Source organism: Bizionia saleffrena (assembly GCF_008086175.1).
In the GTDB taxonomy this organism is placed as follows: domain Bacteria; phylum Bacteroidota; class Bacteroidia; order Flavobacteriales; family Flavobacteriaceae; genus Bizionia; species Bizionia saleffrena.
Genome location: NZ_VSKM01000006.1, coordinates 1 through 21,017, shown reverse-complemented (window position 1 = coordinate 21,017; position 21,017 = coordinate 1). Strand labels below are relative to the sequence as shown.

The 21,017-nt window shown below is 34.8% G+C and carries 14 protein-coding genes, 2 tRNA genes and 1 rRNA gene; 3 read left to right on the top strand and 14 right to left on the bottom strand.

Annotated elements, in window-relative coordinates:
• Positions 1-11: 11 nt before the first annotated feature.
• Positions 12-3,893 (bottom strand): type IX secretion system sortase PorU, encoded by a 3,882-nt coding sequence (porU, locus tag ES676_RS06870; RefSeq protein ID WP_148369588.1) that lies wholly within the window; start codon positions 3,891-3,893, stop codon positions 12-14.
• Between the two features lie 270 nt (positions 3,894-4,163).
• Here porU and gldJ point away from each other — a divergent pair, with 270 nt between their 5' ends.
• On the top strand, positions 4,164-5,840 hold the full coding sequence (gene gldJ / locus ES676_RS06865; protein ID WP_211357857.1) for a gliding motility lipoprotein GldJ: 1,677 nt from the start codon (positions 4,164-4,166) through the stop codon (positions 5,838-5,840).
• A 66-nt stretch (positions 5,841-5,906) separates the two neighbouring features.
• Positions 5,907-7,187, top strand: coding sequence for a UDP-N-acetylmuramoyl-tripeptide--D-alanyl-D-alanine ligase (locus ES676_RS06860; protein ID WP_148369586.1), 1,281 nt, complete (start codon positions 5,907-5,909; stop codon positions 7,185-7,187).
• A 17-nt stretch (positions 7,188-7,204) separates the two neighbouring features.
• Here ES676_RS06860 and ES676_RS06855 read toward each other — a convergent pair whose 3' ends face one another.
• From ES676_RS06855 to ES676_RS06805, 11 genes are all read right to left on the bottom strand, one after another.
• Positions 7,205-8,770 carry a hypothetical protein gene (locus tag ES676_RS06855; RefSeq protein WP_148369585.1) on the bottom strand — a complete coding sequence of 522 codons (1,566 nt, stop codon included), beginning with the start codon at positions 8,768-8,770 and terminating at the stop codon, positions 7,205-7,207.
• A gap of 41 nt (positions 8,771-8,811) precedes the next feature.
• Positions 8,812-9,081, bottom strand: a complete 270-nt coding sequence (locus tag ES676_RS06850; RefSeq protein WP_148369584.1) for a heavy-metal-associated domain-containing protein — start codon at positions 9,079-9,081, stop codon at positions 8,812-8,814.
• Between the two features lie 269 nt (positions 9,082-9,350).
• Positions 9,351-9,425: transfer RNA gene (locus tag ES676_RS06845), tRNA-Val, on the bottom strand.
• 133 nt (positions 9,426-9,558) lie between these two features.
• Positions 9,559-9,633: transfer RNA gene (locus ES676_RS06840), tRNA-Val, on the bottom strand.
• 63 nt (positions 9,634-9,696) lie between these two features.
• Entirely contained in the window at positions 9,697-10,914 is a 1,218-nt protein-coding gene (locus ES676_RS06835; RefSeq protein WP_148369583.1) for a bifunctional folylpolyglutamate synthase/dihydrofolate synthase, read from the bottom strand.
• Positions 10,915-10,916: 2 nt separating this feature from the next.
• Entirely contained in the window at positions 10,917-11,813 is an 897-nt protein-coding gene (locus ES676_RS06830; RefSeq protein ID WP_148369582.1) for an energy transducer TonB, read from the bottom strand.
• On the bottom strand, positions 11,814-12,209 hold the full coding sequence (locus ES676_RS06825) for an ExbD/TolR family protein (RefSeq protein ID WP_148369581.1): 396 nt from the start codon (positions 12,207-12,209) through the stop codon (positions 11,814-11,816).
• A 51-nt stretch (positions 12,210-12,260) separates the two neighbouring features.
• On the bottom strand, positions 12,261-12,962 hold the full coding sequence (locus ES676_RS06820; RefSeq protein WP_148369580.1) for a MotA/TolQ/ExbB proton channel family protein: 702 nt from the start codon (positions 12,960-12,962) through the stop codon (positions 12,261-12,263).
• A gap of 54 nt (positions 12,963-13,016) precedes the next feature.
• Positions 13,017-14,411 carry a sodium:proton antiporter NhaD gene (gene nhaD / locus ES676_RS06815; RefSeq protein WP_148369579.1) on the bottom strand — a complete coding sequence of 465 codons (1,395 nt, stop codon included), beginning with the start codon at positions 14,409-14,411 and terminating at the stop codon, positions 13,017-13,019.
• Positions 14,412-14,447: 36 nt separating this feature from the next.
• Positions 14,448-15,674, bottom strand: a complete 1,227-nt coding sequence (locus tag ES676_RS06810) for a Glu/Leu/Phe/Val dehydrogenase dimerization domain-containing protein (protein WP_148369578.1) — start codon at positions 15,672-15,674, stop codon at positions 14,448-14,450.
• Positions 15,675-15,853: 179 nt separating this feature from the next.
• Positions 15,854-16,936 (bottom strand): anhydro-N-acetylmuramic acid kinase, encoded by a 1,083-nt coding sequence (locus ES676_RS06805; protein ID WP_148369577.1) that lies wholly within the window; start codon positions 16,934-16,936, stop codon positions 15,854-15,856.
• A gap of 91 nt (positions 16,937-17,027) precedes the next feature.
• Here ES676_RS06805 and ES676_RS06800 point away from each other — a divergent pair, with 91 nt between their 5' ends.
• Entirely contained in the window at positions 17,028-18,170 is a 1,143-nt protein-coding gene (locus ES676_RS06800; protein WP_148369576.1) for an acyl-CoA dehydrogenase, read from the top strand.
• Positions 18,171-18,230: 60 nt separating this feature from the next.
• Here ES676_RS06800 and ES676_RS06795 read toward each other — a convergent pair whose 3' ends face one another.
• Both ES676_RS06795 and rrf read right to left on the bottom strand, forming a co-directional pair.
• Entirely contained in the window at positions 18,231-20,669 is a 2,439-nt protein-coding gene (locus ES676_RS06795) for a helix-turn-helix domain-containing protein (protein ID WP_148369575.1), read from the bottom strand.
• Between the two features lie 228 nt (positions 20,670-20,897).
• A 5S ribosomal RNA gene (gene rrf / locus ES676_RS06790) occupies positions 20,898-21,005 on the bottom strand.
• Between the last annotated feature and the right edge of the window lie 12 nt (positions 21,006-21,017).

Genomic DNA, 21,017 nt, shown 5'->3' with positions numbered 1-21,017 from the left:
ATAATTTATTATTAGAGGATTACAAGTTTCTCTATTTTTTCGACGGTATCGTTAGTTAATGTCGATTGTACTTTCAATTTATAAACATAGGTTCCTTTTCCTATTTTATCGCCAAAATCGTCCCTTCCATCCCACACGATATCGCGAGACGTTGAGGTCGTTATTTTAGAACCCGCCCCCGAGGTTTGACCATTAATTGTTCGTACTATTTTTCCAGAGATAGTAAAAATTTGAACAGAAATATTTAATATTTCTGAACTGTTATGATTAAACCAAAACTCGGTATAATTTACAAAGGGGTTAGGATAATTTAAGACTCTATCTATTACTAAACCATTATCTTGATCGTAAACGACAAACTGTATTTCGGCAATCGAGGAATTATTATACACATCCCAAGCTTTTAAAGTTAACGTATGTAATCCAGGTTTTAAATCTCTAAATGGAAAACTTAATCCTCCGCGCGTATAGTCGTCTAATTCTGTAACATAATAGTTATTTAAAACAAATGGATTGACTTCGTCGCCATCAATAGTAGCCACGATATCGTGCCCAATTCCGCTGGCGGTATTTATACCGTTTTCATCTTGAAGTTTTACTAATAATGTTGGTGACTCGTTGGTAATTCCGCCGGAAGCAAAGTTTTCATCATTGAGATATAAATTTATAACGGGCCCTATATTATCTTCTGGCGCGTTCTCGTTAATGCCCCCTATTTGTAAATTGGTTGTTGTTGCACCCGATTGATCGGACAATGGTGTTTCTCGATACGCATAAAAGCTCACTTTACCGTACCCAACAGGAATACCTATATCTTTTGGTACAATAAAATCGAACTCAAACTGACCATTAGTAACTGTAGCTAAACCTCTAAAAATAACCTCGCCTAAGGTTTTATAATTTAAGATTATAAGTTGTCCACCTTGCGTCGTATTATCGTTTCCTAGTGTTTCGCGGTCTATAGGTTTATCGTAAATTGTTGTGATTACTTTACCATTATAATTAGTAAGTACGTTTCCTGCTAAATCGGTTACTTCTCCTGCTAATTTCGCATAACTTAGAGCCTCTAAAACCTCGGTGTTTTGAGCCACAGGAGCATCGTTAATTTTTGTAAGTCTAACATTTGGCTCTGGAAAGGCTAATTTTAAGGCCGGATCACCAATATAAAAAACTAAGTGTTTTTGACCAATGCCAGAAATGGAGGGATCACTTTTAGTAAGTCTTAGAGCTTCAGCCATCGATGGGTATTCATAATCGCCATAGGTATCTAAATCACTAAATGAAAACAAATACTCTTCTAACTTTACATTAAAAGTAACTCCAACACCTAGAAAAATCTGACGTGTCGTTGTTATTAAACTCACGGCACCTCCAGAGGTATTCCAGTAAATTAATTCTCCAGCGGTTTCGCGCAACGGGTTATCGAATCGTGTATACTCGCAGGTTACGGTAACAAAACAATTTAATTTGCATTCGTTACGCAATGCTTGAGCATCGGTTTTTTCAAAAATTCTTTCTTTTGCTAATCCATCTTCCCCACCGTGACCAAAATAATTAACGACCAACGCGCCGTTTTCTATAGCATTTGCAATAGCGGTGGTTACCTCTGGATAACGGTCTCCTCCTACCGACGATTCTTGTTTATACGAATCGGTATGGATTTTAACGACATTTATAAAAGGTTTGTTTTCTGAAATTAAATCACCAATATTATCGGTTGTTTCTTGCAAGCTAGATTCGTAAGATTCGTCAACATCATCGGAAATTACGACGACATTATTTCTCCAACTTCCGTACGCCTCTTTTGTGTAATAGCTTTCTACTTTATCTACTAATTCTTTAGCACGTTGCGGGGAGTCGGCTAACATACGACCTATAGCTATATCTAATTTATCACTTATATATAACTCTCCTTCATCGGGATCCATCATCCCATAAAAATCGTCTGTTACAAAAGAATTGATTAAATTAAAACTACTATAAGCGTGCCACGAAGGAACGTAATAGGTGTTTTCGGCAATCCTTCCTTTATAGTCAAAAGAACTATCTCCAAACAAACACAAATATTTCAGTCGTTTATCTGGTGTACTGGCATTATCGTAAACATATTTCACCAAGTTTCTAATGGCTGAAATGTCTTTATTTCCTGTACTGAATTCAGAATATATCGTTTCTAAACTAACTACTTTTACATTTAAATTATTTCTAGTTCTATTTATTTGCGCTAAGCGTTCTGCCTGATTATAATTTGCATTTGGCGTGACAATTATATAATCTATATCTTGAAAATCTCCTTGACTATTTTTAAATATTTGTCCTTTTATATCTTGGTTTTGAACTGAAGAGTTAGCAGCTAGTACAGGTGTGTAGAATCCCGAATTTGAAATAGCAACATACTCTCTAACTGTTCCTAAAGCCGATTTAAAATTGATATTAGAGTTCCCGAAATTTTGTTTTGTTCTTACATTATTAGCATCGGTAACCTCCCAAATTTCTTTTACATTAGCACTATTCGACACAACATATTCCCCAATTCCAGTAGTTTGTGCTGTTGCATTCTTTTTAAAACGCATTTGACTTCCTGTAAAGTTTAAAGCGCGAGTGGCCTCTAATGCAATGTAATCTAAATAGCCCACCGCTCCTGGATTACCTTCCTTGTTATATGTTATTTGAATAGCGACAGCATCGGAAGTAGAATTCACATCCTCTTCAAGTGAAGCTTCACTAACATAATTTGGAGTGGTAACGCCCGGTAATATCATCGTCGAAACATCGGTACCGTTCAATTTAACCGTCATAGTAGACGTGTTTGCAGACGTAGAAACGCCAATCACCTTTACTTTAACAGGTTGGGACGTTACTAAATTAGGAAAGTTAAAATTGAAGGTTTTAGTAGTTTCTATATCAAATTTATCTCCAAACCAACGACGACCTACAAAAGCGAGATTAAATTCATCTACTTCGTGAAATTTATAATCATCGAAACTCGTAATCACTACATCTGAAGCGCCTACAGGCTCGATAAGCGATTGCATACGTTTTCCTAAACCAGAACTTATACTTATATAATAATACGCTAAATTACTATACGGATTTAAATTTGTATTCACTCTCGTATCCTTTACTATCCCGGTGGGGCCAACACCATAAAACAAAATATAATCGCTATCGTGAAATACACCGTCACTTTCACCAACAATTGTTATGGCATTTTCAATAGGGTCTATAGGATAATTAATATCATTTTTATAAGGTATCATTTGTCCACCATTACCAAATATTTTAATCTGTCTAGGATCGATAGTATTGGTATTGATTCCCATTTGATTTAAAAAATTCTTAGATATTTTAAATACACCCGTTTTATCGACCGCGAATTTATACCAAGCCCCCGACCTTAAAACGGAATTTGAGACACTTTGATTTGCTGAAAAATTTGCCCCTCCCATTCTACTAGCCGTATTAAATTGCAAAGTAAAAGCAGTCACTTTATTATAACCTCCAGTTTGCGATTTTACTATCGCCGAAGCATTAAGCATTACATACTTTTTATTTCTACCTGTCGAGTTTTTAACTGAAAATTTAAAGGCGTCTGGAATACTTTTTAAATTGACTCCCTTTAATTCTGAAATAGAAATAGGACTGTATTTGATAGCACTTACAGAAACCGAGTTTTCATTAATTGAAGAACTTACTTCCCATTGAGACACTATTTTAAATCCCGCATCAACGTCATAACTATACTGTTCTTTAGGAGTGAAAACGGGTACTTGTACACGATAACCATCCGTAGTCATCAATGTCGTGCCATTCCAATCTAAATTAAACTTTTTTTGCTGAGAAAACAAAGCGGTGCAAGCCAATAGAGTAAAAACAAATAAAATCTTTTTCATTGACTAAATAACGTTATTATAACCTTGTTAGTATTGGTTTCTTAAAAATTTCTTAAAAACATAGCAAAACTACAATAATAAATTATAAAGTCTCCCGTTATAGTATTCCAATATGGCGCTTTAAAAAGAGGTTTTAAAATCGACATACTGTAAATAAAGAGGTCAAAGTGAATATAAATTTTATTCAAATTTTATAAAATTAGTTGTAGAGTTATGTAGAATTGTTATATTGCGTCTCTTAAAAAAAACTTAATTATCTTACTTAAACGTATGAATATGAAAAAAGTACTTATATCAAGGTTATTAGTGATCTTAGCGATATCTTTAACTTTGGTTGGCTGTAAAAGATCGGGAGGTTCTAACACATCTAGAGCTACTGGTTGGCAAATTAACGCTAAAGAAGGTGGATTTCAATACAATACACAATACAAGGGACAAGAGAATGCCCCAGGTTTAGTTTTTGTAGAAGGAGGAACATTTACAATGGGTAGAGTTCAAGATGATGTTATGCACGATTGGAACAATACACCAAATCAACAACACGTAATGTCTTTTTATATGGACGAAACTGAGGTAACCAATAAAATGTACATGGAGTACCTTGATTGGGTTAAAACAGTATTCCCACCGGAAGAAGAAAATTTTAGAAAAATCTACGAAGGTGTTGTTCCAGATACCTTAGTATGGAGAAATAGATTGGGTTACAACGAAGTTATGACAAACAATTACTTACGTCACCCAGGCTATGGTGAGTACCCTGTTGTTGGTGTTAGCTGGATGCAAGCTGTAGAATTCGCTAAATGGAGAACAGACCGTGTTAACGAATTAAAATTGCAAAAAGAGGGTTACTTAAAACAAGGAAGCCAATACGAAGCTACCGCAGATGCTAACTTTAACACAGAAACTTATATTAACGCTCCTACACAATCTTTTGGTGGAAACGAAGAGATTTTAAAAGGTGGAAAAATAAAACCACAAGTAGATGCGGAAGGAAACGAATCTGGTGTTTATGCTTCTAGAGAAACGGGTGTTATTTCTCCAAAATACAGACTTCCAACTGAAGTTGAATGGGAATATGCTGCTTTAGGTTTATCTGAATTAAGAAGTTACAACACATATAGAGGTAGAAAAAAATATCCTTGGGACGGACAATATACTCGTTCAGGATCTCGTAAAGTAAGAGGAGATCAATTAGCTAACTTTAAGCAAGGTAAAGGGGATTACGGTGGTATCGCAGGATGGTCTGACGATGGTGCTGATATTACTGCTCAAGTAAAATCATTCAAACCAAACGATAATGGACTATATGATATGGCTGGAAACGTTGCAGAATGGGTTGCCGATGTTTATAGACCAATTGTAGATGATGAGTTTAATGACTTTAATTACTACCGTGGAAATGTCTATACTAAAAACGCTATTGGAGAAGACGGTACAGTGAAAATTGTAACGACAGACGAGATTGTATATGATACGCTTCCAGATGGAAAAGTAATCGCTAGAGATTTACCAGGAGCAATTGCGCAAGTGCCAGTAGATGAAAACGAAACGTACTTACGTACTAACTTTGACACTAGTGATAACAGGAATTTTAGAGATGGTGACGTCGCTTCTTCTCGTGATTACGATCAAGGTTTTTATGACGATGTAGAAGGTGAAGATGCTTCTGTAACAGGAAAAATGTATAACGCTCCAAAACATAATGTTGAAGTAGATTCTGCTGGAACATTAATTAGAGAATACGATAAGTCAAGTAGAAGAACATCTCTTGTAAACGACGAAGCTCGTGTTTATAAAGGTGGGTCTTGGAAAGACAGAGCATACTGGTTAGATCCAGCACAAAGACGCTATTTCCCACAAAATATGGCAACAGACTATATTGGGTTTAGATGTGCAATGTCTAGAGTAGGTTCAAAATCGAAAAGTTCTAGAAAAACAAAAAACTAATTTATATAAAATATATATTTTAAAAAGTCCTGACATTTGTTGGGACTTTTTTTATACTTTTATTTTATGAAAATAAATTTACTTCACGCCCTGTTTTTAGAGTGCGATAACGTCTCTACAGACACTAGAAAAGTTGCCAAGAATGATATGTTTTTTGCTTTAAAAGGCGACCATTTTAATGGCAATACATTTGCACATAAGGCACTAGAAAATGGAGCGAGTTATGTTATTGTTGATGACGCAGAATACCAAACTTCAGAAAACATAATACTGGTTAATAATGTGCTTGAAACGCTACAAGAATTAGCCACATTTCATCGTTCGGCCTTAAATATTCCCATTATAGCATTAACTGGTAGTAATGGTAAAACAACGACCAAGGAGCTTATTAATGCTGCACTTTCTCAAAAATATTGCACGACGGCAACCGTTGGTAATTTAAACAACCATATTGGCGTACCACTTACCCTATTGTCTATGACAAAACATACCGAAATTGGTATTGTAGAAATGGGTGCAAATCACTTGGAAGAAATTTCCTTTTTATGTCGCATCGCAAAGCCAGATTACGGCTACATTACTAATTTTGGAAAGGCGCACCTAGAAGGATTCGGAAGTATTGAGGGTGTTATTAAGGGTAAAACAGAATTATACCGATATCTTGAGAAGAACAATAAACTCATTTTTGTTAATACAAACGATACGCTTCAAATAAAACATAGTAGTAACATAAAAATCTTTAGTTTTGGAACCGAAAATAACGCTGATGTTAGAGTACTCTTAGAGGCTGCAGCTCCTTTTATAGCCGTAAATTTTAAAAATGAAAAGTTAATAACACAACTAATAGGGGCTTATAATTTCAATAATATTTCCGCGGCAATTTGCATTGCAACGTTTTTTAAAGTAAGCAATGCTGCCATTAAAAAAGGATTAGAACGGTATGTCCCTGCCAACAACCGCTCGCAAATTATAAACAAAAGCGGCGCTAAAATTATTTTAGATGCTTACAACGCAAACCCTACGAGTATGACGGCTGCTTTAGAAAGTTTGAGCACTCTAAATGGCGCATCAAAAATAGCTGTTTTGGGAGATATGTTTGAGCTTGGTAATGAAGCCAAAACAGAGCATAACGCTATTGCAGCTTTAGCCTCTAATCTAAACATAGATGAAGTATTACTTGTAGGCGAAAACTTCTATATCACGAACGTCCACTCTAATAAAATTAAACGCTACCGTACGTTTGAGGATTTTAAAAATAATTTTGACTTTAGTAGTATTAAGAATACTACTCTTCTAATTAAGGGATCTCGCGGGATGGCTTTGGAACGCGTATTAAACCTGCTGTAAAAAAGAACCTAACACGTTTATTTTTCACCATTTCCAGCAATGCTTTTCAATAAACCTTTACTAAGATTTAGCCATATAAAATTAAATACAGATTTGGTTTTATTTCGCTCTACCTCCGCGCTGGCTTCTCTAAAATTATCGCTCTTATCTTGACTGTCTTTAGACACAAATAGATTAGCCACGGTAGACAGTACCCAGTTCTTCTTATTTCCTTGTTTATTAAGTACGCTAATCTCAAAATTTTCATATTTCACTTTTAAGTCAACACTGGAAGTCGTTCTATTACCATCAATAGTATAATAGATTTTATCGGTTTGTCCACTTAAACGCATCTTTAAATTAGGTTCCGTAAATGTATTCAAGCGATCGGCTTGCAGCTCCCCAATTTGCATTGAGAAAACAAAATCGTCATTAGGGTTATTGACATCAAAATCCCACTGACTTTTGAAAGGTGCATTCTCCATAAAAGAACCTTCAATTTCCAATTTAGTATGCTCAGGCGCCTTATAAGTATTGCTAACGTTAGCTATTTTTACATTAAGTTGATTCAAATAAATGGAACCACCATTATTTTCTGGTTTCACTTTCTCTGTATATTCGATCGAAGCATTATTGATTGCCACGGAATCGACAGTTAATTGAAACGGTAATTCTCGTAACGATTGGCTGTACAACTTTTTAATAGTTACATCATCAGCGACCAATTTATCTCTAAACATCTTTAAGTCAGGAGTGTCAATCGTAACATACGCGCTAGATAGAAAAAGCATTCTATCCTCAAAACCGAACGCAATGGCATCAACCGTCAGTTTTTTGGCTTCTAAATCGAAGTGATCCCGCTCAGTTGTAATTTTCTGTGATAGCTCATTTTTTGAATATTTTGTTTTCAGTTTAATAGTGTTGAAAACTGCTTTTTTATCTTCCAAATTAAAGTCGGTTACCGTAAGATTTTCAAAAGCATTTGTTTTTACAAATATAGAATCGGCACTTGCTTTATACTTTTTAAATTCTACTGGCAATCGACGGTTAATAATGTCTTTATCAATCGTTATATCATTGATAGTTACCGCGCTGTTTTCGACATACACTACTAGCGAATCTTTTTCGTTATCGTAAATATAAAGCAGCGCATTATTAATACTCAATGCATCCACAAGAATGGGTTTATATAGCTTTATAGACCCTGACGTTACAGCAGCGTCTTGCTTTTTATGGACCCTGTGCGTGTAATACGAAATAGTAGGAGAATTTATTTTTATATCCTCAATATGAATTTCAGAATGCATTAAATAATCCCAATAAGACACATTTTCTACAATCAACTTAGCTACCGAGACTTTTGTGTGTACCACACTATCCGTTTTATTGCCGAGCATAATAGTTAACTCATTCACCGTTATTGTGCCCCCCCAAGTATTTAAAGAAATACTTTCATAATCTTGGGTGATATGATTGGGCAGCCTAGAAGTTAAAAACTTCTCAAATTTATTCTTAACGAGTATATTAGTTATTACAACTACCCCTAGAAACAATAAAATTACAGCCGAAACAGAATAGGAGGCGATTAAAACTGCTTTTTTCATAGGTGAGATCTAATCTAAATTGATGGTTATGCTAGTACTAATTATATATTTAAAAGTGGAAATATACCTTTAGGAATGGCTTTTATTTTAAGCTCATTTACTGCTTTTTCAATCACATTATTCTTAATTAATTTAGTAGTGTGTACTATAAATTCCTTTGGATACACTTCTTTAATTAAAACCACGTCTTTTACCCCGTCAATTTTTTCGACAATAGATTTTAATTCTTCCATTTCGGCATCGCTACTTGCATTTGTAGTAAAAATTCTTCCGTGATTCCCTGGTATTACGTTTTCTGTTATAACAGTCATAGTCTTATTTTTTTAGTTGTTTTATTTGTGATAAACGGAATAGATACGGCTCCTACTTATTAATAAATAAGAAAAAACGCCACAATTAATGACTTAAAGCATCAATGATGAGATTAAATACTCCTTAAAAATTGCGCCACTCGTTTTATATATTCCGTACACCTAAAGTTCGACAGAAAAAATGATATATAAAAAGAATATCTACTAATTAAGTGTTAAGATTTAAAACAAAAAAAATCCCAAAAGAAAGAAATCTTTTGGGATTATAGTGGGCGATAAGGGATTCGAACCCCTGACCCCTTGGGTGTAAACCAAGTGCTCTGAACCAACTGAGCTAATCGCCCTACTAATAGGGAGTGCAAATATACACTAGTTTTTGAATTTGTCAAAGCTTTAATAGAAGTGTTATTCATTATTTCTAATAACTCTAAACACCAATATGCTAGCTAAAAAACTCAAAACGTGTTTGAGATTCTGTGGGCGATAAGGGATTCGAACCCCTGACCCCTTGGGTGTAAACCAAGTGCTCTGAACCAACTGAGCTAATCGCCCTATTTATTAGGTGTGCAAATATACATTAGTTTTTGAATTTCGCAAAGGTTTCAAAGAAAATAATTAAATTATTTCGGCGACCACAAACGTACTACCACCAACGTATATAACATCGGTTGTATCGGCATTTTGTAAAGCCGTTATATAGGCCTCATTTACAGAATTATAAGATTCTCCTTTGCATCCGTGCGCATTTAAATCGATTTTCAAATCTTTAGCATTATAGCCTCTAGGAATATTAGGTTTACAAAAATAATAGGTCGCTTGTTTAGGTAATAAATCTACAATAGTACTTAAATCTTTATCATTTACAACACCAAAAACAATATGCATAGCGTTGTGAGGCTCTTCTAAAAGCTGTGTTATTGTGTATGTTAAACCTGCTGTGTTATGTGCAGTATCGCAAATAACTTTAGGCTGTAATTGCAAAATTTGCCAGCGCCCTAATAAGCCTGTATTTTTCACCACACTTAGTAAGCCTTGGTTTAAAGCTCCTTCTGAAATATGAAATCCCTTATTTTGTAACTGTTTTACACATTCTAAAACCGTTTTTATGTTTTTTACTTGATAGCTACCCGTTAAATCACTTCGATACGTTTTAGTTTTAAATGAATCAGCAAAGGTGATGCTTGCTTGTTGCTCTTCAGCGATAGCTTTAAAAACAGCCTTTATTTCGTCTTGAGTCTCACCTATAACTACAGGAGTCTTTTGTTTTATAATACCACCTTTTTCTTTTGCAATAGCGTGTAAAGAGTTCCCCAAAAACTGCGTATGATCTAAACCGATATTTGTAATAACGCTGAGCTCTGGCGAAATAATGTTAGTAGAATCTAATCGGCCTCCCAAGCCCACTTCAATAATAGCGATATCGACGTCTTTTTCGGCAAAATATTGAAAGGCTAAACCGACAGTCATTTCAAAAAACGACAATGCGTTACTCTCAAAAAACGACGTGTTTCTATCTACAAATTGAACCACATAATCTTCATCGATTTCTTTACCGTTAATCTTTATGCGCTCTCGAAAATCTTTAAGGTGGGGCGAGGTATACAAACCTACTTTATAACCAGCTTCTTGCAAAACAGAGGCGAGCATATGGCTTGTAGACCCCTTGCCATTTGTACCTGCTATATGAACAGTCTTAAAATGATCTTCTGGATTATCTAAATGATTTGCTAAAAGTAACGTGTTAGATAAATCTATTTTATAAGCCGATTTACCTTGATTTTGATACATTGGTAATCGAGAGAATAACCAATTAATAGTATCTTGATATGTCATTATTATTGACCGAGTTTAAAATTGATACTTACAAAACCAACTTGACGTGTTGGTGCTTTAGCATCGGGTTTCCATTTATGCGATACTGCAATTTTTCTAGCCGGTTCTAACAAGCAAGGCGCTGTATTTTCTGTTCCTTTTACTCCAGCTTCTGCCTTAACAACTTGTCCGTTTTGGTTTACCTCTATTCTTACCACTACCAAACCAGACTCGTTACAATCTTGTTTAAACACTTTATTAGTGGGGCTACCTCTACCTTTTAAACCATAACCTACACCTCCGCTTCCAGTGCCCGGATCTCCAAAATAACTCGTTGCATACGGACTTCCGTTTAATTGTCCTTTATCTCCTGCTTGATTATCGGTGCCTTCGCTACCAGAGCTTTCACCATCGGAATTATTTAATCCGCCCATCATAGCATCCAATTTCGCTTTTTTATCAGCTTCTTCTTTTTTCTTTTTCGCTTCGGCTGCTGCTTTGGCTTTGGCTACTTTATCCGCTTCGGCTTTTGCCTTTGCTTCCGCTGTGGCCTTTGCCTTTTTTGCAGTTTCTTCTTTTTTAATAGCTGCTGCAGCTTCTGTCTCTTGCGTTAAAACATCTTCTTTTAAGGCTTCTGAGGCGGCTTGAGTAGGCTCCTCTACTTTTTCTGAAGTTGTAGGTTGTGCTTGTACTTCTTCTGGTGGTTTATTGATATTAAGGTCTTTCGACTTTACCGGTTTGTCTGGCTGTATAGTACCACTCCCAACATTAGAATTTCCGAAATTTACCGCCACACCATATTCTTCTGGAGGGTCCATATAAGGGGGGCCCACCACAAATAGTAGCAATAGCAAAATAAGCACGATAAGTGCCGTTATTTTTGCAGAATTACGTTCGTGTTTAGTGTTAAGATATTTCATTTATTGCACTGATTTCACCGCTAATGTTGACTTTATTTTATTTCTATTCGCAATGTCCATAATATAAACCACGTGTTTCATTTCGACATCTTGGTCTGATCTAATAGTAATTGTTGGAGTGTCTGACTGCCCTAATTTCGCTAACACTTCAGCCTCTAAACTACTTTTTGGTACCTGCTTCATATCTACAAAATACTCTTTGTTTTTATTTACCGAAACAGAAACATTTTTAGTCTGAGTTGTTTTGCTCGTAGACTGTGGTAGCAATAAATCGATGGCTTCAGCTGACACTAAAGTTGATGCTATCATAAAAAAGATAAGTAACAAGAATACAATATCGGTCATTGACGACATATTAAATTCTGGTGTTATTTTATTTCTTCCGCGTAAATTCATAGTAACTATTTTTTAGATTAAACTTCTGTAATTGTAAATATCATTTTACGTTTACATTGGTTCGTTTAGAAGGTCTAAAAACTCTAATGAATGTGCTTCCATTTGGTACACTACTTTATCGGTTTTTACCACTAAATGGTTGTACGCGATATAAGCAACAATACCAACAATTAAACCACCAACGGTCGTTGTCATTGCTGTATATAATCCGTCGGCTAACGTTTTAATATCGATAGAACCACCTGCATTTGCTATTTCGAATATAGATAAAATCATACCGATAACTGTACCAAGAAACCCAATCATAGGTGCAGCTCCAGAAATTGTTGCCAATACGCTTACGTTTTTTTCTAGACTGTAAATTTCTAAACGTCCAGCATTTTCTATCGCAGTATTAATATCTTCTAAGGGCTTCCCTATTCTAGAAATACCTTTACTAATTAAGCGTGATACTGGCGTGTTTTTTTGCGCACATAAGTTTTGAGCTGAATCGATTTTGCCATTCGTGACATAATCTTTTATCTGATTCATAAAGTTTGCATCCTTTTTAGACGCTTCTTTAATGGCCAGAATACGTTCGAAATAAATGTATAATGCCACAATTAATAAAACAAATAGTAAAGCTATAATTATAATTCCAGCCGTCCCTCCTGTTGTTATTAGTTCTATTATAGATAGTGTTTTTTCTACTGGTTCACCATCGGCTAGCGCTGTTGCATCTTGCGCCGTTTCTTGTATTAATGTGCTTAGCATATTTTATTTTTTATTACTAATATAGTATAACGTTATTTTTAAGTTTAGTGTATGTTAAAACAATGTTCTTGTATAAAAGAAAACTGCTGTTCCGGCTAAAAAGCCTATTAATGCTAACCAAGATATTTTTTTAAAGTACCAGAAAAAGTCAATTTTCTCCATTCCCATTGCTACTACACCCGCTGCAGAGCCTATAATTAACATACTTCCACCAGTTCCAGCAGAAAATGCTATAAAGTGCCAAAGTTCATTATCCATAGGTTCAGAGAACATTCCTAAACTGGCCGCTACTAACGGTACGTTGTCAATTACTGCAGATCCTAATCCTAATAAGATAACTACTAAATCTGATACGCCTGAATGGTGTAATTCTGTACCTAACATTGGTACTGATTCTTTTAAGGACGACGCAAAACCAAATAGTGTTCCTATAGATTCTAAAGCAGCAACCGCCATTAAAATTCCTAAGAAAAATAAGATACTTGGTAATTCGATTTTTGATAATGAATAATGCACAGGACTGTGTTCGGCATGTGCATCACTTATCTCTGAGTCTGTACTCGTTAAACTAAATTTAGAAAAACTAAAGTACTCGGCAAAAACGGCTACAATCCCCAAAGACAACATCATCCCTACATACGGTGGTAAATGCGTTACCATTTTAAAAATTGGCACAAAAATAATGGCACCTAATCCTAAATAAAGCATTGTACCACTAAATCTGCTTTTGGGCTTTGTTACTACACCACCATCTTCTTCGAGGTTCCCTTTAAAAGCGGGCATAAAAGAAGCGATAAATGTTGGTAATACCATACAAACTAAAGAAGGTAACAATAAATAACCAAATAAATGATCAGTACTTACCTTTTTACCTATCCATAACATAGTAGTTGTAACGTCTCCAATAGGAGAGAACGCCCCACCAGCATTGGCTGCGATTATAATTAAACCTGCATACCAAATACGCACATCTCTATTACTAACAATTTTCTGTAAAATTGAAATTAAAACAATAGTTGCCGTAAGGTTATCAATTATAGCAGATAAACAAAACGCTAAAATGGTGAATATCCATAAAATTTTGCTTTTCTTTTTTGTTCTTATAAAGTTCTTAATCGTTGAAAAACCATCGAAATAATCAATTATTTCTACAATCGTCATTGCACCTAAAAGAAACACTAAAATTTCGGCCGTTTTACCTAAATGATGCAATAATGTTTCTTCCATTAAATGCATTCTTTCGTCGTGGCCCAATGCTGGAAAATTGTCGACTAAGGCATGCTTTGCGGAATCAAACCAGATAGGAAAAGTATCGATTCCTAACGAAATCAATGCCCAACTTATAGCCATCATAACTAAGGCCGGAATTAATTTATCAATTTTCAAAGTGTGTTCTAGAGTAATTCCTAAATACCCAAGTACGAAGACTAAAATTATTATAGTTTCCATTTCTTTTTACAGTGATTGTTTGTTAAGGGATTGTTTTTACACTAATTGCTTTAAAGCTATTTCGAAAGCTGTTTTGCTAATTTCTTTAGGATTTGGATTTCTCTCGTGGACATCTTGAATTGCTTTTTTTATTGTATTCGAAATATCATTAAAAATCGCTTCGTCAGTTACTTCTACATTTGTCTGCATAAAATAAGCAAATACACGTGCCATACCACAGTTAGAGATAAAATCTGGTATTAAACTTACGCGCTCGTCCGAATACTCCATAATAGATCCAAAAAAGATTTCTTTATCAGCGAAAGGTACATTTGCCCCGCAAGAGATAACTTCTAATCCTGAAGCAATCATTTTTGAAATTTGATCCTGCGTAATTAAACGAGAGGCTGCACAGGGTGCAAAAATCTCGGTTTCTAAAGACCAAATACGACTGTTCATTTCTTCAAATGAGATCATATTATCTGTTTTTAGTGTGTTACCATCTTTAGTTAGGAAGAGCTCTTTTATCTCTTCAAAAGTAAATCCTTCTTCATTAATAACGCCTCCAGAAATGTCTATAATACCAACAATTTTAGCTCCCATTTGTGCTAAGTAATATGCTGCTGCCGACCCTACATTACCAAAACCTTGAACAATCGCTCGTTTTCCTTTAACACTTCCTCCAAAGGCATCGTAATAATGTTTTACCGTTTCTGCTACGCCATAACCGGTAACCATATCGGCTATTAAATATTTTTTAGTAATATCTGGCGAATATTTCGCGTCTTCAATAACTTTAATTACACCGTGTCTTAGCTGACCAATTATATTTATTTTTTCAGATTCAGAAGGTTTAAAATGCCCGCTAAAAACGCCCTCTTGTGGATGCCATATTCCACAAGCCTCCGTCATTGGGATAACCTCGTGAATTTCGTCTACATTTAAATCTCCACCTGTGCCATAATAGCTTTTTAATAATGGCGTCACCGCTTTAAACCAACGCTCTAAAACACCTTTCTTTCTAGGATCTTTAGGGTCGAAATTAATTCCAGATTTAGCACCTCCAATAGCTGGGCCAGAAACTGTAAACTTTACTTCCATCGTTTTAGCTAGAGATAACACTTCGTTAATATCTAACCCTTTGCGCATTCTTGTTCCGCCACCAGCGGCTCCACCTCTTAACGAGTTTATTACCGTCCAACCTTCAGCTTCCGTTTCTGAATCTTTCCAATTAAAAATTATTTCAGGCTCTTTATTCTCGTATTTCTTAAGTAAATCTTTCATTTATTTTTTAAGTTGTATGGTCGTTTTCTATTTTAAAATTATTAATCTGTAATTCTCTTTAATCCAGATATTATTGTTTGCTTTTTTTGTTTCTAAAAATAATTGCAACAAATATAAAAAAACAATGAATGGCTTTAATTGGAAAGTCCTTTTAATTGTAAATATTTCTAAGAAATTCCTTAGCATATCTGTTGGTTTTGTGGTGTATATATTTTCCCGGAGGAATGGTCTCTCCCTGCTCCTGTTACTGATTTTAGACAATTAATCTCGTTTCTTAATCGTAAAACGCCTAAAAACCCAAAAATAAGCGCCTCTTTAAACTCGATGATTTTTGGTTCTGGCACTGTTATTTTTGTAGCACTTAGGTGCTCAATTCTAGAAAGGAGGTAGGTATTATAGACACCGCCACCCGTTATTAAAACCGAAGGCGTCTTTGTAGTATTAATTACTCTTGAAATTTGTATGGCGATATGCTCGACCATCGTTTTTAAAATATCCTTTATCGGTAGATTAAACGAATCAATTAATGGATAAATATTAGCTTCCGTCCACTCTACACCCAACGACTTAGGGTACGTTTGCGCATAAAACTCCAAAGCATTTAATTGTTTCAAGAGCGTTTCGTTTAGAGTTCCTGATTGTGCTATTTTGCCGGCATTATCAAAATCGCGACCTAACGTTCTAACATATTCGTTTAAAACGTTGTTTGCTGGACAAATATCAAAAGCAATTCTTTCCTTTTCTATCGTCGTAGACACGTTTGCAAAGCCGCCCAAATTAATACAATAATCGTATTCTGAAAATAGAAGTTTATCACCTATCGGAACTAATGGCGCACCTTGACCTCCCAACTGAACATCTTGAATTCTAAAATCGCATACCACAATGCTGTCTAAAATATCTGATATGCATTCTAAATTTCCAATTTGGTAAGTTACCCCGTTTAAAGGTTGATGTAAAGCGGTATGACCGTGAGAACAAACAGCATCTATTTGTGTAATATTATGCCTAGTTATAAATTGTTTAATTGTTTGTGCTAAAAAAGCAGAATATTCAATATCCAACTGATCTAATTCTGCTAATGTTTTGTGTGTTACTGTTTTTAATTTATCAAACCACACTTTAGAATACGCAATTGTCTGCGATGTATTAATAGTAAATCGCCAAACGATCCCTTTAATAAAGGTTATATGTGCTAAATCTACGCCGTCTAATGAGGTACCAGACATCACACCAATAACGCTATACTTCTCTTTTATCATATTCCGTAAAATTAGCAATATCTATTGAATAAAAAATAATTATACGCTATATTTGCAGTCTTTATTTATCACATTAATAATAATTTACAATATGAATTTTAGTCTTACAGAAGAACATATAATGATTCGTGACGCAGCACGAGATTTTGCTCAAAACGAATTACTTCCAGGAGTTATAGAAAGAGATAATAAACAAGAGTTTCCTGATGAATTAGTAAAGAAAATGGGGGCGCTTGGTTTTTTAGGAATTATGGTAGACCCAAAATATGGAGGAAGTGGTATGGATGCGATTTCTTATGTATTAATCATGGAAGAGCTTTCTAAAATTGATGCTTCTGCTTCTGTAATTGTATCCGTAAATAACTCATTAGTATGTTACGGTTTAGAATATTATGCTAACCAAGAACAAAAAGATAAATATTTAACAAAACTAGCCACTGGAGAATTTCTAGGAGCATTTTGTTTAAGTGAACCTGAAGCGGGAAGCGATGCGACTTCGCAACAAACTACAGCAATAGATAAGGGAGATCACTACGTTTTAAACGGGACTAAAAACTGGATTACAAGTGGTGGTAGAGCCGACGTGTATTTAGTAATCGCGCAAACAGATAGAGACAAAGGACACCACGGAATTAACGCTTTCATTGTTGATAAAGGTTTAGAAGGTTTCCACGTAGGACCAAAAGAAGATAAATTAGGAATTAGAGGAAGTGACACACACACACTACAGTTTAACGATGTAAAAGTTCCCAAAGAAAATAGAATTGGAGTTGATGGTTTTGGGTTTAAATTTGCTATGAAAACATTATCTGGCGGAAGAATCGGTATTGCGGCGCAAGCTTTAGGTATTGCTTCGGGAGCTTACGAATTAGCTTTAAAATATTCTAAAGAACGTAAATCATTTGGAACAGAAATCTGTAATCATCAAGCTATCGCTTTTAAATTAGCAGATATGTATACAGAAATTGAAGCTGCAAGACTGTTAGTAATGAAAGCAGCTTGGGACAAGGATCAAGGTAATAATTACGACATGTCTAGCGCAATGGCTAAGTTATACGCCAGTAAAGTGGCAATGGAACAAACCGTAGAAGCTGTGCAAATACACGGTGGAAATGGTTTCGTAAAAGACTACCACGTAGAACGTTTAATGCGTGATGCTAAAATAACTCAGATTTATGAAGGAACTTCTGAAATTCAGAAAATTGTTATTTCGAGAGGCGTTATCAACGGGTAAAAACGTTATGGATATAATTAGAAAGCTTCAAAAGAAATTTTGAAGCTTTTTTTATGCCTTTTATTCTTTTTTTAATTCATCAACAACCAACCGCAATTCACCATAAGAGAATTTATGATTTAACTGCTGTTTTAAATCTGAAAGATTCTCGAATGTTTTTGTGGGAATAAGAGTTTGTAATTTTTTATAATGTGATGTCGTCATAACATCGGAAACACTGATTTCTCCAGAAGAAATAAAACTTGCTAAATGTCCAAATACCGTGTTTACATTTAGTTCGCGCTCTAAAGCTATTTGATTGATAGATTTCCCCGATTGAAATAACTCTAAAGAAACCGTCTTAGTTTCTCCTTTCTTTAATTTAATTGTGTCGTCTTCAATTAAGGAAGCATCGCTGGTCATTTCAATATCATTTTCTTCACAAAAGGTTTTAATGACAGCAATAATCGCGGAGCCATATTTATCAACTCGTGTTTTCCCCATACCTTCAATGTCCTTCAATGCAACTAAAGTAGTTGGTAACGTTTCACACATTGCATATAATGATTTTTGTGAAAATACTTGAAAATGGATCAAATCGTTTCGTTGGGCTATTTGATTACGTAACAGTCGTAATTCTTCAAATAGTTCGACGTTAACCGTACCATCTATAATTGTTTTACGCTCTTTTTTTGGTGCACTTTTTTGTAAAAACACGGCTTTCAATCGCAACTTTAAAAAATCAACTGTAGTAAATTTCGTACTAAGTTCCTTAAAATATAAAGTCTTAACCGCTAGTAATTCCTCCAAAACATCTAAATTTTTATTAATATCCTGTTCCACAGTTTTATTATCTGTTGTAAAAGAAACGGTTCTTAAGGGTGCTTGAAGAAGTATTTCTGTTTGTTCTTTAAAATACTGAATGGCTTTAGTAAAACGTTCTTGAATATCTTTATTATTTTCGGGCGTGGCATCTTCCTTCTTAAGTCTTTGTAATTGTGCTTTAAAGGCGGTGCTAATTTTCACTAATTGTGTACTGTTATTTTTAAGACCTATTAAACCTGTTTCGATATCCCCTTCAATTCGTGTTTTATTTTTATAATAAATATCTAGTAAGCGATTAATAGGAAAAAGAAAGTTATAAAAGTAAAATACCTCTGAAATTAAATCTAATTGATATTGAGATTTCGATTGTTGAAGAATTGTGGAATCGGGAGAATTTTCTTCGGCGCTCTTATTAAAAGAGATCACATTATGATCACTAATAATCTGTTTCGATTCAATTTTGCTTTTTAAAACCAAGCCTTCCAAAGTTTTACATCTACTAAGAGCGACATAGGTTTGGCCATGAGCAAAAGCATCTTCCGCATCAATAATTGCTTTCTCAAATGTTAATCCCTGACTTTTATGTATGGTTATAGACCACGCTAAACGTAACGGAATTTGAGAAAAGCTCCCTATTTTGTCCTCAGAAATTGCTTTGGTTTCAGCATCTAAGTTATATTTAATATTCTCCCAAGTCTCTAAACTAGTTTCAATATCGTCGGTATCGTCTGGACAGCGTACGGTCACTTTACTCTTGTTTAGAGCTACGACTTGCCCTATTTTACCATTAAAATACCGTTTTTCAATGGTACTATCATTTTTAATAAACATCACTTGTGCCCCAACTTTAAGTTTTAACACCAATTCGTTAGGGTAAGAATGTTCGGGGAAATTACCGGTGACTATTGCATCATACTTAATAGATTTCCCTTTTAATTCCTTTAATTTACTTTGATTCGTCTCATTAGCTTTATTATTATGGGTCGTTAAGGAAATATAACCTTCTTCGGTTTCAGGTCTAAACTCAGGATTGAAGCGCTTATTTAATTCTTTAGCTGACGATTCGCTCAACTTATTATTTCTAATCTCGTTAAGAATAGTGATAAACAGCGGATTTTCTTGTCGGTATATATGTTTTAATTCTACAGTAATAGGGTTACACTCGCGAAAAGAACGACTACTAAAAAAAAATGCGTTTTTATAAAAGGGTTGTAATAATCGCCAATCGTTATCTTTTACCACAGGAGAGAGTTGCTGCAAATCGCCAATCATTAATAATTGCACGCCACCAAAGACCTCATTTTTATTTTTAAAGCGTCTAAGTGTTTTATCAATACCATCTAGTAAATCGGCACGAACCATACTTATCTCGTCAATAACCAATACATCTAAAGACTTAATGATATTAATTTTAGTTTTACTAAATTTTCTATTGAATTGTGCTGAGCCCGCTAAATCAGCATCTGGTAAAATTGGGCCAAAGGGCAATTGAAAAAAAGAATGAATTGTAACTCCTTTCGCGTTGATAGCCGCTACTCCAGTGGGCGCAACAATTACCATCCGTTTATTAGACTCCTGTTTTATTTTATGAAGAAATGTAGTTTTACCGGTTCCTGCCTTTCCAGTTAAAAAAAGTGTTCTGTTGGTATGCGTTACAAAATCCCAAGCTAAATCTAATTCTTTATTGTCTGCCATAAATTTAAAAACATTAAGAGTGAAATATAATAAAATTTAAAACACAAAACTTGATATTTTTCAAAGTTGAAGAATTAAATTAACTGATTATAGTTTAAAATAGCACGTATATTAGTATACCTATTACATAGTAAGCATTGTGGGATATTTCATTGGGTATTCGAAGGACGGTTTACGAGAGTTTATGGTATAAAAAAACCCTTCATATTTCTATGAAGGGTTCTTTAAAAAAGGCGACGACCTACTCTCCCACGAATGTAGTACCATCGGCGCAATTGGGCTTAACTTCTCTGTTCGGAATGGAAAGAGGTGAGCCCCAACGCTATAATCACCTTAAACTTGCGGTGT